Source organism: Leisingera sp. M523 (assembly GCF_025141335.1).
Classification (GTDB): domain Bacteria; phylum Pseudomonadota; class Alphaproteobacteria; order Rhodobacterales; family Rhodobacteraceae; genus Leisingera.
Map to the genome: position 1 here is coordinate 1,234,109 of NZ_CP081036.1, position 16,884 is coordinate 1,250,992.

The 16,884-nt window shown below is 63.2% G+C and carries 14 protein-coding genes and 1 tRNA gene; 9 read left to right on the forward strand and 6 right to left on the reverse strand.

The window, feature by feature from the left end:
- Positions 1 to 52: 52 nt before the first annotated feature.
- Positions 53 to 538 (reverse strand): PaaI family thioesterase, encoded by a 486-nt coding sequence (locus K3557_RS06050; protein WP_259998398.1) that lies wholly within the window; start codon positions 536 to 538, stop codon positions 53 to 55.
- A gap of 65 nt (positions 539 to 603) precedes the next feature.
- Complete coding sequence (metF, locus tag K3557_RS06055; RefSeq protein WP_259998400.1) at positions 604 to 1,473, reverse strand: methylenetetrahydrofolate reductase [NAD(P)H]; 870 nt, start codon at positions 1,471 to 1,473, stop codon at positions 604 to 606.
- A gap of 98 nt (positions 1,474 to 1,571) precedes the next feature.
- Here metF and K3557_RS06060 point away from each other — a divergent pair, with 98 nt between their 5' ends.
- Positions 1,572 to 2,477 carry a LysR family transcriptional regulator gene (locus K3557_RS06060; RefSeq protein WP_259991475.1) on the forward strand — a complete coding sequence of 302 codons (906 nt, stop codon included), beginning with the start codon at positions 1,572 to 1,574 and terminating at the stop codon, positions 2,475 to 2,477.
- 84 nt (positions 2,478 to 2,561) lie between these two features.
- On the opposite strand, the gene K3557_RS06065 is transcribed toward K3557_RS06060, so the two are convergent.
- Positions 2,562 to 3,581, reverse strand: a complete 1,020-nt coding sequence (locus K3557_RS06065; protein ID WP_259998401.1) for an NADP-dependent oxidoreductase — start codon at positions 3,579 to 3,581, stop codon at positions 2,562 to 2,564.
- 190 nt (positions 3,582 to 3,771) lie between these two features.
- Between K3557_RS06065 and K3557_RS06070 the strand changes: the two genes are divergently transcribed.
- Positions 3,772 to 4,557, forward strand: a complete 786-nt coding sequence (locus K3557_RS06070) for an inositol monophosphatase family protein (RefSeq protein ID WP_129371244.1) — start codon at positions 3,772 to 3,774, stop codon at positions 4,555 to 4,557.
- 119 nt (positions 4,558 to 4,676) lie between these two features.
- Here the strand turns inward: K3557_RS06070 and K3557_RS06075 are convergent, their stop codons facing one another.
- From K3557_RS06075 to putA, 3 genes are all read right to left on the reverse strand, one after another.
- Entirely contained in the window at positions 4,677 to 5,054 is a 378-nt protein-coding gene (locus K3557_RS06075; RefSeq protein ID WP_259998403.1) for a GFA family protein, read from the reverse strand.
- Between the two features lie 335 nt (positions 5,055 to 5,389).
- Positions 5,390 to 6,160 (reverse strand): rhomboid family intramembrane serine protease, encoded by a 771-nt coding sequence (locus K3557_RS06080; RefSeq protein WP_259998405.1) that lies wholly within the window; start codon positions 6,158 to 6,160, stop codon positions 5,390 to 5,392.
- Positions 6,161 to 6,213: 53 nt separating this feature from the next.
- Entirely contained in the window at positions 6,214 to 9,627 is a 3,414-nt protein-coding gene (gene putA, locus K3557_RS06085) for a bifunctional proline dehydrogenase/L-glutamate gamma-semialdehyde dehydrogenase PutA (RefSeq protein ID WP_259998407.1), read from the reverse strand.
- 126 nt (positions 9,628 to 9,753) lie between these two features.
- Between putA and K3557_RS06090 the strand changes: the two genes are divergently transcribed.
- The 7 genes from K3557_RS06090 (at position 9,754) to K3557_RS06120 (ending at position 16,883) form a co-directional block, all read left to right on the forward strand.
- Positions 9,754 to 10,224 (forward strand): Lrp/AsnC family transcriptional regulator, encoded by a 471-nt coding sequence (locus K3557_RS06090; protein ID WP_259998409.1) that lies wholly within the window; start codon positions 9,754 to 9,756, stop codon positions 10,222 to 10,224.
- A 134-nt stretch (positions 10,225 to 10,358) separates the two neighbouring features.
- On the forward strand, positions 10,359 to 10,895 hold the full coding sequence (locus K3557_RS06095; RefSeq protein WP_259998411.1) for a tetratricopeptide repeat protein: 537 nt from the start codon (positions 10,359 to 10,361) through the stop codon (positions 10,893 to 10,895).
- Between the two features lie 108 nt (positions 10,896 to 11,003).
- Positions 11,004 to 11,089 (forward strand) — tRNA-Leu (locus tag K3557_RS06100).
- 579 nt (positions 11,090 to 11,668) lie between these two features.
- Positions 11,669 to 14,473, forward strand: a complete 2,805-nt coding sequence (locus K3557_RS06105) for a bifunctional [glutamine synthetase] adenylyltransferase/[glutamine synthetase]-adenylyl-L-tyrosine phosphorylase (protein ID WP_259998413.1) — start codon at positions 11,669 to 11,671, stop codon at positions 14,471 to 14,473.
- The gene (locus tag K3557_RS06110; RefSeq protein ID WP_259998415.1) at positions 14,457 to 14,726 is read left to right on the forward strand and encodes a hypothetical protein; all 270 of its coding nucleotides are present in this window, start codon (positions 14,457 to 14,459) and stop codon (positions 14,724 to 14,726) included. The genes K3557_RS06105 and K3557_RS06110 overlap by 17 nt, the downstream gene beginning before the upstream one ends.
- A 190-nt stretch (positions 14,727 to 14,916) precedes the next feature.
- Positions 14,917 to 15,585 (forward strand): DUF6778 family protein, encoded by a 669-nt coding sequence (locus tag K3557_RS06115; RefSeq protein ID WP_259998417.1) that lies wholly within the window; start codon positions 14,917 to 14,919, stop codon positions 15,583 to 15,585.
- 83 nt (positions 15,586 to 15,668) lie between these two features.
- A complete protein-coding gene (locus K3557_RS06120; RefSeq protein WP_259998419.1) occupies positions 15,669 to 16,883 on the forward strand; it encodes an RSP_2647 family RNA methyltransferase in 1,215 nt (404 codons plus the stop codon).
- Position 16,884: the final 1 nt, after the last annotated feature.

Consider the following 16,884-nt stretch of genomic DNA (forward strand, 5'->3'; position numbering starts at 1 on the left):
CATAGACGGATGAAGGTGGCGGGCAAGCCCGGAAGGCGTTTGCGCCAAAAGGTCAGCCCGCGGCGATCTTCATCACAATGCAGGTGGTGGAGCCGGTGGCATAGAGGCGCCCGTCTTCAATTCCTCGGATTTCGCCATGCGCCACTCCGGTGGACCGTCCCACGTGGTCGATGCTGCCGCTGCAGTCGATGGCGGTGCCCAGCGGGATCGCCCGCAGGATGTTGATCTTGTATTCCAGCGTTGTGTAGACTGACCCGGCAGGCACCTTGGTCATCACCGCACAGGCCATGGCGCTGTCCAGAAGCGTGCCGTACCAGCCGCCGTGCACAGTGCCCATCGGGTTGCAGACGGGGAATTCCGGCGTGCCGCGGAACACAATCCGGCCGTCTTCGACGCTGTGCAGATGATATCCCAGCGTTTCGGCAATCGGGGGGCCGGGCAGGCGGCCGTCCAGGATACCCTGCATGAAGTCCAGACCGGAAATCCGGGTGATCTGCTCCACTGTAAGCAGGTCGGCGGGTTTTTCAGCATAATACATAGCGCGCGGGTCCTTGGCGGGGGATATACCCTCCATTTGAAACCGCGCGCCGGAGCCCGCAAGGCTTACGCCACGTTCTGAAGCGAGACCTTGGGGGTGACGCCCAGGGCAAAGCAGACATCCCGGGTCAGTTCAGGGCGGTTCAGCGTGTAGAAATGCAGCTTGTCGACGCCGCCCTCCAGCAGGTCCGAACACAGTTCGGTGCAAATCGCCGTGGCCAGCAATTCCTCGCGGTCATCGCGCAGCGCCTTTTCAAAAGCGTTCTCAACCCAATCGGGGATGATGGTGCCGCAGCGCTTGGCAAAGTTGCGCGCCCCTTTCCAGTTCTCGATCGGCAGGATGCCGGGGGTCAGCTTGCTGCCATCGATCCCGGCCTTTTCGCAGGCATCGCGGAAGCGGAAAAAGGTCTCGGCCTCGAAGAAAAACTGGGTCAGCGCCTCATTCGCGCCGGCGTCCAGCTTGCGCTTCAGCCACTCCACGTCCGCAGCCTGATCCGCAGCTTCCGGGTGGCGGTCCGGGTAGGCGCCGACCTTGATGTTGAAATTGCCGCGCAACGCCAGCCCTTTGATCAGCTCCACCGAATTGGCAAAACCGTCGGGATGCGGGATGAACTTGCCTTCGCCCTTGGGCGCATCGCCGCGCAGGGCGACGATCTCGGTCACGCCGGCTTCGGCAAACTGGTCGGCGATCTCCAGCGTTTCGGCCTTGGAAGCATTCACGCAGGTCAGATGCGCCGCCACGTTCAGGCCGGAGGATTTGTGCAAAGTCGCAACTGCGTCGCGGGTCAGGGTGCGGGTGGTGCCGCCTGCGCCATAGGTCACGGACACAAACCGCGGGTCCATCGGGGCGAGGACTTGCACGGTGTCCCAAAGCCGGAAGGAGGCTTCGAGATTTTGCGGCGGAAAGAATTCAAAGGAAATCTTGGGCGTCGTCATCTCAGGTCTCTCGCTAGGTTGATTTCAGCTCTTGTTGCATGTGCAGCATTGTGAGACAATTTCATAATCCTCAAGAACAACATGAGCACAATTGAAGAATGCATATTGAGTTCCGTCACCTCCGCACCATCAAGGCCATTCACGAGGCTGGCGGGCTGGCCCGCGCCGCGGATCAGCTGAACATCACCCAAAGCGCGCTGAGCCATCAGGTGAAGGGTCTGGAGGAACAGGCGGGGGTCGAGCTGTTTATCCGCCGGTCCAAGCCGATGAAACTGTCACCGGCGGGTCTGCGTCTGTTGCGGCTGGCCGAGCAGGTTTTGCCGCAACTTGCGGCAGCACAAGCGGAATTTTCCTCTTTGCGGGATGGCAATACCGGACGGATGCACATCGCCATCGAATGCCACGCTTGTTTTGAATGGCTGTTTCCGGTGCTGGAGGGGTTCCGCAAGAACTGGGGCGATGTGGATGTGGATATCCGCCCCGGCCTGGCCTTTGATGCCTTGCCCGCGCTGCAAAAGGAGGAGGTGGATCTGGTGGTCTCCTCCGATCCCGAGGACATCGCCGGCGTCGAATTTATTGAGTTGTTTGATTACAATGCTGTGTTTGTTGCCTCGGCCCAGCACCCTCTCGCGGAGAAACCGTTTGTCGAGGCTGCGGATTTCATCGGTCAGAACCTGATCACCTACCCGGTGGAGAAGACCCGGCTGGATGTGTTCAGCCAGCTGCTGATCCCGGCGGGAGTGGAACCTGCGTCGATCCGCCAGGTTGAGCTGACAGCGGTGATCCTGCTGCTGGTGGCGTCAAACCGCGGTGTGTCGGTGCTGCCGGACTGGGTGGTGCGGGAGGTGAAGTACTCGTCGGATTATGTGACCCGGCCGCTGACCAAATCGGGGATCACCCGTAGGCTGTATGCGGCGATCCGGGCGGAGGACCGCGGGAAACCTTACATGCAGGAGCTGATCCGCCTGGCCAAGGTCGAGGCGCGTAAGCTGCAGCATGTTTGACAAGGCGCGGAGCGGCCGGGCGCCGTTCCGGCTTCCGTGCCCGCTCCGCGCGGTTGCGTGATACTGTCAGCGCTGCGCCTGGCCTTAGACCAGTTTAACGATCTGCTTGCCGGTATTGCCGCCCTGCATCATCGACAGGAAGGTTTTGGGCGCGTTCTCCAACCCCTCGGCGATGTCTTCCAGATACTTGATCCCGCCGCTGGCGATCTTGGGCGCGACCTCTTGCAGGAATTCCGGATAGCGGTCGTAGTGGTTGAAGATGATGAAACCATTCACCGACAGGAACCTGGTCAGCACCGAGCGCCAGATAGCGGGGGCGGTCAGATCGGTTTCGGCGCTGTTGTACCAGGCGATCATGCCGCAGACCGGGATCCGGCCATGGGGGTTCATCAAGGGCAGCACGGCCTCCAGCACCTTGCCGCCAACGTTCTCATAGTAGATGTCGATGCCGTCCGGGCATTCAGCGGCCAGTGCCGCGTTCAGCGCTCCGGCATCCGCATAGGCACGGTGGTCCAGGCAGGCATCAAAGCCGAAGGTTTCAACCGCCAGCTTGCACTTGTCTGCACCACCCGCAACGCCAACCACGCGCAGGCCTACCTGTTTCGCCAGCTGACCAACCATTGACCCCACCGGGCCGGTGGCAGCCGCGACCACCAAGGTTTCACCCGCCTGCGGGCGGCCATAGGCGTCCAAGCCATGCCAAGCGGTAAACCCCGGCATGCCGAGAGCGCCGAGCGCGGTGGTGAGCGGCGCCATCTGCGGGTCCAGCTTGCGGAGCTCTGAGGCGCGGGCGCAGGCATGGCTGGCCCAGCCGAACATGCCCAGGGCAAAGTCGCCGGGAGCAAACTCCGGACTGTTTGAGGTAATCACTTCGCCAACACCGCCCGCGGTCATGGTTTCCCCGATTTCGACCGGCGGGGCATAGGATTTGCCCGCGTTCATGCGGCCGCGCATATAGGGGTCCAGCGACATATAATGAACTTTTACAACCACTTCACCTTCGCCGGGTTGGGGCATGTCTGCAGCCTCAAGGCGGAAATTGTCTTCACCGGCCTGGCCTTCGGGGCGGCTGGCCAGCACGATACGCTGCATCTGGTCGGGCATGGGATTGTTCCTTGATCTGATTGCGTTGGAGTTTGGGCGCCGCAACACAGGAATTCAACCGCTCAGGCAGCTGTAACCGGGCGTCAGGCCCGTAACCCTCAATGCGGCAAAGCCCCTTGGCAACTGCGGGCAGGGGGCGTATAGGCACGGTTTGACCGGCATCTCCCCGACGTGACAGGATACTGCAGACATGATTGGCAGCGCAAACCTCAATGTGATGATCAAGGCCGCCCGCAAGGCTGGCCGTTCCCTGGTGAAAGACTTCCGCGAGGTGGAGAACCTGCAGGTGTCGATGAAAGGTGCCGGCGATTTTGTCTCCAAGGCCGACATCGCCGCTGAAAAGATCATCAAGGACGATCTGCGCAATGCGCGCCCGACCTATGGCTGGCTGGCCGAAGAGGGTGGCGAGGAAGACGGCGAGGATCCGACCCGCCGCTGGATCGTCGACCCGCTGGACGGCACCACCAACTTCCTGCACGGGCTGCCGCATTGGGCGATCTCGATCGCGCTGGAGCATAAGGGCAAGATCGTTGCGGGCGTTGTCTATGACGCTGCCAAGGACGAGATGTTCTTTGCTGAAAAGGGTGCTGGCGCCTGGATGAATGACACCCGTATCCGCGTGTCGGGCCGTCACCGGATGATTGAGTCCATTTTCGCAACCGGTGTGCCGTTCGGCGGCCGTGCCGACCTGCCGCTGACTCTGCAGGACCTGGCCCGCCTGATGCCTGCCTGCGCTGGTGTGCGCCGCTGGGGTTCTGCCGCGCTGGACATGGCATATGTGGCTGCAGGCCGTTACGAGGGATTCTGGGAACGCCGCCTGAACGCCTGGGATCTGGCCGCAGGCATCATCATCGTGAAAGAAGCCGGCGGCTTTGCCGAGGCAATCGACCCCGAGGCAGGTATTATCGACAGCGGTTCTGTGGTGTGCTCGAACGAGCCGATCTTTGATAGCTTCGCCAAGGTGATCCGCGGCTGAACCACCACCGCGGAGCTTTGAGTATCGGAAACGCGGCCTTTGGGTCGCGTTTTCTGTCTCGCCTGGCCGATCGGGCGCTGCCCGGCCCGAGGATCGGGCGCTGCCCTCAGCGTGTTAAACTACTGATCCGACGGATGGTTCACCCCGTCGTTCCAGGGAATCTCTCCATAGGTTTCCGGGTGGGTCCGTGGGTTTGCTCCCTCGATACAGCCCAGATTGACGCCGCATTCCTTTGGATCTGAACGGCGCTGGTGATGGGTGTAGATGCCGCAGGTCTTGCAGAAATAGTGTTTCGCCGTATGGCTGCCCCAGGTGTAAAGGCTGAGGTTCCCGGCCCCTTTCAGCACCTTCAGGCTGGCGGCAATGGCGGTCACGGCAGCCGCCCCGCGGCGGCGGCAAAATGAACAGTCGCAGCGCGCAGCCGAGGCGAGGCCTTCAGGAAACTCTGCCTCGATCTCAACAGCGCCGCAGTGGCAGGTGGCTTTCAGGTGTTCCATATCACTTCCTGTACTGGACACAGCTTTTCGCGGCCCTACATCCCTGACATCCCGGTCTTCTTCAGGGGGGAGGAGAATCGGGTTAGAGCGGCCTGTATTACTTTTAGATTATTATCACAGCAGGCCGCTCGACGACCAAATGCCCTGCTTTTTTTACTGGATACAGCAAGCCAGCCATTTTCGCAGGTCTGCGATGCGGTTCAATTTCGGGCTGGTCAAGCCGGTCACTGAAAGTGCCAGCGATTCATTGCAGATCGCTGGCGGCTTATCTGGCCGCGCCGATGCAGCAGGTCAGCTGTTGCTTCATAAGGACTGGCTAAACTGCCGCCCTCCTTCTATTTCCCCCAAGGCCCCGGATTGCGCTTCTTGCGCGGCAGCTTGGGGATGCGGCTGGCGGCATATTCGTACTCGTTCTCCGGATGCGGCGGCTGGCCATGGGTCTTGTTCCAGAACACCGGGCCACCGCGCCGCAGCCACAGGGGCAGGCACAGGACCAGACCCACCGCAAAACCGCCGGCATGGGCCCAATAAGCCACGCCGCCCTGGTTGGGATCAGCGCCGAGGCCGCCGAAGAACTGCATCGCCAGCCAGACGCCCAGCATCACAAAAGCGGGGATCGTGAAGATGCGGAAATAGATGATCAGCACCAGCAGGATATCGACGCGCGCCTTGGGGAACATCAACAGGTAGCCGCCCATGACGCCCGCAATGGCGCCGGAAGCCCCCACCGTGGGCACCATGGACCCGGGCGCCGAATAGACGTGTATCAGCCCGGCGCCGATACCGCTGGCAAGGTAGAAGACAAGGAAGGGCAGGTGGCCCATCTCATCCTCCAGATTATCACCGAAGATCCACAGGAACAGCATGTTGCCGCCCAGATGCATCAGCCCTGCGTGGATGAACATTGAGGTGAACAGGGTCTCGAACCCGTAGCCGTGGCTGATCTCGGCCGGCACCACCGCGTAGGAGTCATAGAAAAAGGCCAGCGCGCGGGGGCTGGCATAGCTCGCCGTGTAGTAGACATAGGCCAGGATATTCGCCGCCATCAGCGCATAGACGACATAGGGCCTGCGCCCGGACGGGTTGTGGTCGCGGATCGGAAACATGGGGGAACGCTGGGCCGGAAACGGCCCAGCGTCAAGCACTTATCGGGCGCAGCTCAGGCGTTGCCGCCGAGCAGATCCGCGTTGCCGCCGGAGGCGGTGGTATCGACGCAGACGTGGCGTTCAGCCAGGACGCGGGCGCGGTCGGGCTTGCCGGGGATCAGCGGGATGATCGGACCGTCGCGCTTGGCCAGCCACTGTTCGATCTCGCGGCCGGTTGCCTCGTCGCCCCACCACAGCACGCCCGCAATGCCCTGGATCGCCTCCAGCCGGTGCAGGTCGAACATGCCATGCGCCTCAATTGCGGTGCCGCCGAGGCTGATCACTTCCTTGGCCTGTTCCGCCGCAGCCTCGGGGCCCGGTCCCATGCACAACAGCGGCGGGCGGGCCGAGACGGTCAGGCGGTTCGATTCCCCGGTCGGGCCGGGCAGGGAGGTGGTCACGGCGCGCGCAGGCACGCCGCTTTCCCCGGGCAGTTCGGCAAAGGTGGTCTCCCACACTGCGTTGCTTTGCTGACGGTCCGGCGCGCAGAAACGGCTGAGGTAATAGGGGCCGCCGGCCTTGGGGCCGGTGCCCGACAGACCCTCGCCACCGAATGGCTGGCTGCCGACAATGGCGCCGATCTGGTTGCGGTTCACATAGATGTTGCCCGCATGGACCCGGTCGCAGACATGCTGCACCCTGTCGTCGATCCGGGTGTGCAGCCCGAAGGTCAGCCCGTAACCGGTTGCATTGATGTCGGAAATCACCTGATCCAACTGCTGGGATTTAAACCGCACAACATGCAGAACCGGGCCAAAGATTTCTTCTTCCAGCGCGCTGATGCCGGGGATTTCGATCATTGTGGGGGCCACAAAGGTGCCGCCTTGCGGCGCGCGCATTTCCTTCAGGACGCGGCCCTCAGCGCGGGCCTTGGCGACATGGGCCAGGATGCCTGCGCGGGCGCCTTCGTCAATCACCGGTCCGCTGTCAGTCGACAGATGCCAGGGATCATCCAGATGCAGGCAATCCATCGCGCCCTTCAGCATTTTCAGCACGGTGTCGGCGATGTCCTCCTGCAAGTATAGGCAGCGCAGGGCGGAACAGCGCTGGCCGGCCGACTGGAAGGCGCTTTCGATCACAGCCTGCACGGTCTGTTCCGGCAGCGCGGTGGAGTCGACGATCATCGCGTTCAGACCGCCGGTTTCCGCAATCAGCGGCGCGCCGGGCTGCAGGTTGTCGGCCATCGCCTTGCGGATGCGCATCGCTGTTGCGGTGGAGCCGGTGAAGGCGACGCCATTGACCCGCGGGTCCGATGTGATGGCGGCACCAACCACGCTGCCGCGGCCCGGCACCAGCTGCATGGCTGCGCGCGGCACGCCTGCCTCATGCATCAGCTGCACGGCGCGGTGGGCGATCAGCGGGGTCTGGTCGGCGGGTTTGGCCAATACGGCGTTGCCTGCGGCAAGTGCTGCCGCAACCTGTCCGGTGAAGATCGCCAGCGGGAAGTTCCAGGGCGAGATGCAGGTGAAAATGCCCGCAGGCGGCGCATCAGAAATGCGGGACGCATAATAGCGCAGAAAATCCACGGCCTCGCGCAGTTCGGCCACCGCATCGGGGATGGTCTTGCCGGCTTCACGGGCGAGGATGGCAAACAGCTCGCCGAAGTTTTCCTCATAGAGGTCGGCAGCCTTGTTCAGGATCGCGGTGCGTTCCGCAGCCGGAGCATCCCAAGGGTCAGCCAACGCCAGCGCCAGCTCGACATCCTCGGGGCTGCACTGGCTGACGGTGCCGGTCACACTCAGGTCGGCGGGGTTGGTCACATCCTTGGCGGTCTCGGGGCGGGCATCGCCTGCCAGCAGCGGCCCGGCCTGCCACTGGTGCGTGCGCCAGGGCGCGCGGGCTTCTTCAATAGCGGCCAGCGTCGGCGCGTGGCCCAGGTCGAAGCCTTTGGAATTCGGGCGCTCGGGCGCGTACAGCTCAGGCCCGGTCGGGATCTTGCGGCTGATATCGGCAACTGCCGCGAAGGGGTCGGCAGCGACGATATCCGGCGAGACATTCTCGTCCACGATCTGGTTCACAAATGAGCTGTTGGCGCCGTTTTCCAGCAGGCGGCGCACCAGATAGGCCAGCAAATCGCGGTGGGCGCCAACCGGCGCATAAATCCGGCAGTTGGTCTTGTTCTGCTCCAGCACCATCTGGTGCAGGGTTTCACCCATGCCGTGCAGGCGCTGGAATTCGTATGTTGCGTTGTCCTTGTCCGCAGCCATATGCAGGATCGCCGAGACAGTATGCGCATTATGGGTGGCGAACTGCGGGTAAATCCGGTCCGTCATCCCCAGCAGTTTGCGCGCGTTGGAGATATAAGAGACATCGGTCAGCGCCTTGTTGGTGAACACCGGGAACCCATCGACGCCTTCGACTTGCGCCAGTTTGATCTCGGTATCCCAATAAGCGCCTTTGACCAGCCGCACCATAAAGCGGCGATCGTAAGTCTCAGCCATTTCATGCAGCGCGTCGATGGCCAGCCCGGTGCGCGGGCCATAGGCCTGCACCACCACGCCAAAGCCGTCCCAGCCCGCCAGAGAGGGGTCCGAGACCACGGCGCCGATCACCTCCAGCGACAGCGACAGGCGGTCAGCCTCTTCGGCGTCGATGTTGAGGCCCATTTTCGCGGCTTTGGCCAGCAGTGCCAGTGCCTTGAGACGCGGCACCAGATGCTCCATCACGCTGTCTTCCTGCGCCAGCTCGTAACGCGGATGCAGGGCGGAGAGTTTTACCGAAATGCCGGGATTCTTGCGGATGTCATCGCTGTTGCAGGCGGCTGCAATGGCCGAGATCGCCTTGGAATAAGACAGGTGATAGCGGGCCGCGTCGGCCTCGGTCCGGGCGGCTTCCCCCAGCATGTCGTAGGAGTAAGTGTAGCCTTTGGCCTCCATCCCGGCGGCGCGGTCCATGGCGCTTTCGATGGTTTCACCCAGCACGAACTGGCGGCCCATCTCCTTCATCGCGCGGCTGACGGCGGTGCGGATCACCGGCTCGCCCAGACGCTTGATGGCGCCGCGCAGGGCACCGATGGGGCTGCGTTCCTCGTCCAGCACCTTGCCGGTCAGCATCAAGGCCCAGGTCGAGGCATTGACCAGCGAAGAGGTGGACTTGCCCAGATGCTTGCCCCAGTCGGAGGGCGCAATCTTGTCCTCGATCAGCGCATCAATGGTGTCGGCATCCGGCACCCGCAGCAGCGCCTCAGCGAGGCACATCAGCGCGACCCCTTCATCGGTCGACAGCCCGTATTCGGCAAGGAACACCTCCATAAGGCCCGGCGCCGAATGGCCGCGGATATCGCGCACGAGGGCAGCAGCACTGGAACAGATCCGGGCGCGGTCGGTGTCAGACAGGGCGGCCTGGACAATCAGCTGGTCACGCACCGCGGTTTGGTCGGCATAGGTGCCGGCATCGATCCGGTGGCGCAGTTTTGGTTGGGTGGTCATGCGGGGAACTCCACAAAAGGGTGTGCAGGGCTTTTGCTTAGGATACACCCTTTCCTGCGGGACAATCGCCTGAAATTGGGGGATACTTAGTCGAAAGTGGAGGAAATACGAAAGGTAGAAGTGCAAATGAACTTTCCTGACCTGGATCGGTTCGACCGGGCGATTCTGAATGTGCTGAGTGAGGACGGCCGGATCTCCATTGCCGACCTGGCCCGTAAAATCGGTCTGTCGAAAACACCCACCCAGACCCGGCTCAGGCGGCTGGAGGCGGAGGGGATCATTACCGGTTACCGCGCCCTGGTGGATCCGATCCGGCTGGGACTGGATCACGTCGCCTTTGTCGAGGTGAAGCTGGACGACACCCGCGAGGCGGCGCTGGTCAAGTTCAATGCGGCGGTGGCGAAACTGCCGGAGATCGAACAAGCCTATATGATGGCGTCGCATTTCGACTACCTGCTGAAGGTGCGGACCCGCTCGATGACCGATTACCGGGCGGTGCTGGGGGAAAAGATTTCCTCGCTGCCGCATGTAGCCTCAACCTCGACCTATGTGGCGATGGAAGCGGTAAAGGAAGACGGCGCGCTGGCGCCTTTGTGAGGCAGAAGGAATACGCGCACGCGCAGTTGACTTGATTGAATGCCGAAATATGCCAGCATAGGCTCATGCTCTATGTATTGTTTCGCACACCGCCACGCTTTATTGGATTTGCTGCAGTCTTCGCCTCTCTAACTATGGCCGCGCCTGTGCAGGCGTCCGATTGCCCGGCAGCGCCAGACCACAGCGCCCGGCTGGACGGCTTGCTGTTCGAGGTGCAGAAGGCCGCCACCGAAGATCAGGCGCGCGCAATTGCCAACCGGATGTGGGAGTTCTGGGCCGATGCGCCGGATGCGCAGGCCCAGGCGATGCTTGACCGCGGGATGACAAGGCGCACGTCCTTTGATTTTCTGGGGGCTTTGGAGGATTTCGATCAGCTGATCGCCTACTGCCCGGATTATGCCGAGGGCTACAACCAGCGCGCCTTTGTGCATTACCTGCGCCAGGATTTTGCCGCCGCCCTTCGTGATCTGGACCGGGCGCTGCATCTGTCGCCCCGCCATATTGCCGCGATGAGCGGACGGGCGCTGTCGCTTTACGGCCTGTCGCGCCTGGAGGAGGCGCAGGCAGCTTTGGCCGAGGCGCTGGCGTTGAACCCCTGGCTGCCAGAGCGTTATCTGTCTGACCCGGGCGGGCCGTTGGCACCTGCAGGAGCGGGGGATACGGAATTGTAACGGCGCCCGCACCGCGGGAAAAATTCCAGCAAAACGCTGAAAACCGATTGTCCGCATGAATTCAGAAGGCTAGACCTGCTGCAAAGGCGCCGCTTGGCAGCGCCTTGTGCGGACGTGGTGGAATGGTAGACACCGGAGACTTAAAATCTCCTGGCCTTATGGCCGTGCGGGTTCGAGTCCCGCCGTCCGCACCATTTTATACTCAGATGAAAAAATCCCAAAAACTCAAATATTACAGATGCTTGCGGAGTTCGAAAGCCGTTTTGACGGTCGTAGGCCATGGGTGCATCGAATGCGGTTTTGAGGATGGTTTTCTTCACTGCTAGTGGCCCGTTATCGTACATATTCCAAGGGATTGACAGGAAGTTACGCAATAGTTCGAAATCTCGCACCCGGACGCCTGCTGCTCATTGCTCTGCGAAACATCGCAATCATTCTGGCAGACAGCGCCAAGCTCAGGATCAGCAGAGGATCGCATTCGGCAGAGGATCGCACGGTCATGCTCCCGATACACAAGCCGGGCAGGTGACGGCACTGCAAAATACGCAATGTCCCAAGCAGGGCCGGGGTGCTTACAGCACAGCCCGGCATCCCCTGTTAACAAGAAACTCTTTACAACGAAACGGCCCCGGGAACCGGAGCATGACCGTGCATTAACGATATCTTTACTTGGCCTGTTTATCCATTCAGGTTTTCCTGACCTTAGGTAAACCTGTGCCGGGCAGCGGCAATTCGGCCATTGACGCGCCGCTGCGGCGGGAACAGTCTCGGGCATGACCACAGCCCTGAATATCTCCCGCATTCCCCGCCCCTTTGATCCCGGCCTTGGCGCCGAGGCGCGCAGCCTGGTGCCGGAACTGTCCGGCGCCTTTGCTGAACTGGTGGCAGGCGCCTGCGGCTCCAGCCCGTATCTTAAGGAGCTGACCGCGCGCGAGGCGGCCTGGCTGCCGCAGGCGCTGCAGGATCTTGACGCCGCGCTGACAGCGGTCTTTGCAGACTGCCGGGCGCTAGAGGCGGCACAGCTGAAACCGGGCCTGCGCCAGGCCAAACGGCGGCTGGCACTGCTGACGGCGCTTTGCGACCTCAGCGGCGGCTGGAGCCTGGAACAGGTGACCGGGGCGCTGACGGACTTCGGGGCGCTGTGTGCCGACGTCGCCATAAAATCTGAAATCGCCACGCTGATCCGCCGCAAGAAACTGCCGGGCCTGACAGAGGATGATGTGGAAACCGCAGGCGGGCTTACCATTCTGGCGATGGGAAAAATGGGCGCGCATGAGTTGAACTACAGCTCTGATATCGACCTGATCTGCCTGTTCGATGAAACCCGGTTCGACCCGGATGACTTCTTTGAGGCGCGCCAGGGCATGGTGCGCGCAACCAAGAACATGTGCGCCGCCCTCAGCGACCGCACCGGCGACGGCTATGTGTTCCGCACCGACCTGCGGCTGCGCCCGGATCCGGCGGTCACCCCTGTCTGTCTGGCGATGGAAGCGGCCGAGCGGTACTATGAAAGCCTGGGCCGCACCTGGGAGCGCGCCGCCTACATCAAGGCACGCCCCTGCGCTGGCGACCTTGCGGCAGGGGAGCGGTTCCTGAACACCCTGCGCCCCTTTATCTGGCGCCGTCACCTGGATTTCGCCGCCATCCAGGACGCCCATGACATCCGCCTGCGCATCCGCGAGAACAAGGGCACCGGCGGCGCCCTGCATGTGCCGGGCCACGATATGAAGCTGGGCCGCGGCGGTATCCGCGAGATCGAGTTTTTCACCCAGACCCGCCAGCTGATCGCTGGCGGGCGCGACGAGAGCCTGCGCCTGCGCGGCACCGTCGAGGGGCTGGCCGCCCTTGCAGACAAGGGCTGGGTGCCGCCGGGCACCGCGGAAACCCTGTCGGCCCATTACCGCGCCCACCGCGAGGTTGAGCACCGCATTCAGATGGTGCATGACGCGCAGACCCACCAGATGCCCAAATCCGAGGACGGCATTGCCCGTATCGCCTGCCTGATGGACCGCGATCCGGCGGAGCTGACGGCACAAATCAGGGACCGGCTGACCGAAGTGCATGAGCTGACCGAGGGATTCTTCTCGCCCGGCGGCACGCCAGCCGCAGCTGGCACCGCAGAGGACACCGCCAAGCTGGACGGCGCCATCATCGCCCGCTGGCCGACCTATCCGGCGCTGCGCTCCTCCCGCGGGGCGCGGATATTTGAGCGGCTGAAACCAGAGCTGCTATCGCGCGTCGCCAAAACTGCCAAACCGGCCGAGACCCTGGTGGCGCTGGACGGTTTCCTGTCCGGGCTGCCGGCCGGGGTGCAGCTGTTCTCGCTGTTCGGCGCCAACCCGCAGCTGATCGATCTGCTGGTGGATATCGCCGGCACCTCGCGCGAGCTGGCCAGTTTCCTGTCCCGCAATTCCGGGGTGTTTGATGCTGTGATCGGCGGCTCCTTCTTTGATCCCTGGCCGGGGGCAGAGCAGCTGCGGGCGGAACTGAAAAAACGGCTGGCGCAAGAAGGCGACTATGAGGCCCGGCTGGATGCCACCCGCCGCTGGTGCAAGGAATGGCACTTCCGCATCGGCGTGCACCACTTGCGCGGGCTGACAGACGGCCATCAGGCGGGTGTCCAATACGCCGAACTGGCCGAGGTGGTGATTGCCGGCCTCGCTCCGGAAGTGGTGGCGCAGTTTTCCCGCAAACACGGCCGCGCGCCGGGGCGCGGCGCGGCGGTTCTGGCGATGGGGTCGCTGGGGGCAGGGCAGATCAATTCGCAATCCGACCTCGACATGATCGTGATCTATGACCCGGGCGACGCGGAGATGTCCGAAGGCAAGCGCCCGCTGGCCACGCGGCCCTATTTCGCCCGGCTGACCCAGGCCTTTGTCACTGCGCTCTCGGCCCCGATGGCGCAGGGTAAGCTTTACGAGGTCGACATGCGCCTGCGGCCTTCGGGCAACCAGGGGCCGGTGGCGGTCAGCCTGGCTGGTTTTACCAATTACCAGCAGAACGAGGCCTGGGTGTGGGAGCATCTGGCGCTGACCCGGGCGCGGGTGGTTGCGGGCGAGGCCGTCCTTGCCGCCGAAATCGAAACCTTCCGCGCGGCTTTCCTGGCCCAGCCGCGGAATCTGGTCAAGGTGCTGCAGGAGGTGTCTGAAATGCGCGTGCGGCTGGCCGCCGCCAAGGCGCCGTCAGGCCTGTGGGACGCTAAAAACGGCGCCGGGCGGATGATGGATATCGAGCTTTTGTCGCAAGCCGGCGCGCTTACTTCCGACTCGGTGGCGCGCGATGTGGCTTCCGGCCTGCTGGGGGCTGTCGCTGCCGGATGGCTGAATGACGCGGATGCAGAATACCTGACCGCCAGTTACCGGCTATTCTGGTCGGTGCAAAGTGCCGCGCGGCTGCTTTCCGGCAAAGCCATCGAGGCGGAGACGATCGGGGAGGGCGGTGCGCAGTTCCTCTGCCGCACCACCGGATATGCCCGGCTGGATGCGCTGGAGCAGGAGCTGCAGACCCGTTACAAACGCTGTGCGGCGCTGATTGCAGAGGCCTTGGAAAGGGATGGGGCGGATGAAGGGCAGCACTGAACAGGACCCGCGCGGTCTGATCTATGAATCCTACCGGATCGACGGCATTACCAGCGCGCAATGCCGCAGCATTTTCTTTGACTGGGCGTTGGGCATGGACGCGGCCCGCGACAGCCGGGAAGACATCGGCGCATTGCTGGAGATGTACGGCAGCGCAGATCCGGACCATCCGATGACCGCAGTGCTGCGCGACGGGCTGGAAGGCAGCGCCACACCGCGCCGCCGCGGCGGCTGGCGATCGCGGGAACGCTGACGGCAGCATCCGGACGGGCCGAGGCAAAAGTTACCGGCCCGTCAGTGTTATTGGTCCGTCAACATTCGTTAATTTTTCGCTAAATTGGACCTAAATTGTCCCAATTCTGCCCCGATTGACCCGCATCTTGCTGTTGAACCCGCCAACCGGACCCTGACCTGGCGGCTGAAAAACGGTAAGGAGCAGAGCCATGAACATCTTCCGCAGCCTCGCATTCGTCTCCCTCGGGCTGATGGTGTCCGCCTGTGCCTCGGTGGACGTGCCGTCGCGCAACCTGCCGTTCGAGCCGGTGCCCGACGCGGCGGTGAACGTGCCCGACGGCTATGAATCCTTGCCGCAGGTGGATCCGGTGCCAGCCTTGCGGGTCAGCCGCGTTACCGTCGATGTGCCGCGCAGTCTCTCCGTTTCCGAGGCCAACAGCTATTTGCCCAAAGGCGATATTGTCTGGCGCGAGGATCCTTACGGTGACCGCCACGCCCAGGTGCAAAAAATCGTGCAGCGCGCCATGGAGGCCGGCAGCACCGGCATGGGCGGTGCAATCGAGGCCGATCTGCATATTGAATTGCAGCGCTTTCACGCCCTGACCCAAAAGGCCCGCTACACCACCGGCGGCATTCACGCCATCACCTTCAAGATGCGGCTCACCGATCCGGCCACCGGCGCCCTGTTGCGCCCGGAAAAAACCATCGAGGCCGATCTCAAGGCCTTTGGCGGCGCCCGCGCCCTGGAAGCCATGTCGCGCGGCCAGACCCAGAAAGTGCGCATCACCGGCCACCTGGCCAATGTGGTCCGCCAGGAGCTGACCAAACCCGGCAGCTACCGGAACCCGCGTCTGGGGCTGCTGCAGGCGCTGCAATAAAGCCAAGGCGCAGCGGCAAAGTTCTGCGGGAAGGGGCCATGCGGCCCCTTTTCCTGTTCCGGGCTTACGGCTATGAGGGACCCATGACAGCCTCTTCAGATGCGCATCAGCGCCCCCGCGTGAAAATGAAACCCAAATCCAACGCCCGCGCCATCCGGCACGGGTTTCCTTGGGTTTATGCCAACGAACTGGTGACCGACCGCCGCACCCGCAAACTGGCGCCCGGCACCTTGGCGGTGCTGGAGGATGAGGCGCAAAACCCGCTGGGGCTGGTTTCGGTGAACCCGGACAGCAAGATCATTGCCCGGATGCTCGACCGCGAGCCGGAAGCGCAGATTGATCAGGCCTGGTTCGCTGCCCGCCTGTCCCGCGCACTGGAGATGCGCGAACGCCTGTACAGCGCGCCCTTCTACCGGCTGGTCCATGCCGAATCCGACGGGCTGCCCGGCGTGGTCATCGACCGGTTCGGCGCCGTTTGCGTGGTCCAGCCCAACGCCGCCTGGGCCGAGATGCATCTGGACATGCTCACCGCAGCGCTGGCGGATGTGACCGGCGCAGAAGTGATCCTGAAAAACGCCGCTGGCCGCACCCGTACCCTGGAAGGGCTGGACGATCAGAACCAGACCCTGCTGGGCGAAACGCCCGCCGCACCTGTGCCGGTGCAGATGAACGGCGCCACCTATATGGCCGACCTCACCGGCGGCCAGAAAACCGGGCTGTTCTTCGATCAGCGTGAGAACCACGCTTTTGCCGCCCGCCTCACCGGGCAAGGCGCCAAGGTACTGGATGTGTTCTCCCACGTCGGCGGCTTTGGCCTGGCGATGCTGGCAGCGGGTGCCGCGCACGCCACCTGCGTCGACGGCTCTGCCGCCGCACTTGAGCTGGCGGCCCGGGGTGCCGAAGCCAGCGGCCACAAGGACAGGTTCACCGCCCGCCAGGGCGATGCGTTCGACGTGCTGGACGCGCTGCAGAAGGAAGGCGAAAGCTTCGACGCCGTTATCTGCGACCCGCCTGCCTTTGCGCCATCGAAACAGGCACTGGAGGCGGGCTTGCGGGCCTACGAACGCATTGCCAAACTGGCCGCCCCGCTGGTCAAACCCGGTGGTTATCTCGGCCTGTGCTCCTGCTCGCACGCGGCGGATCTCGCCAAATTCCGCAACGCCTCTGCCCGCGGCATCGGCAGATCCGGCCGCCGCAGCACGCTGATCCACACCGGCTATGCCGGCCCCGACCACCCGCAGCTGCCGCAGCTGGCCGAAAGCGGCTACCTTAAGGCCGTCTTTTTCCGGCTGGACTGAC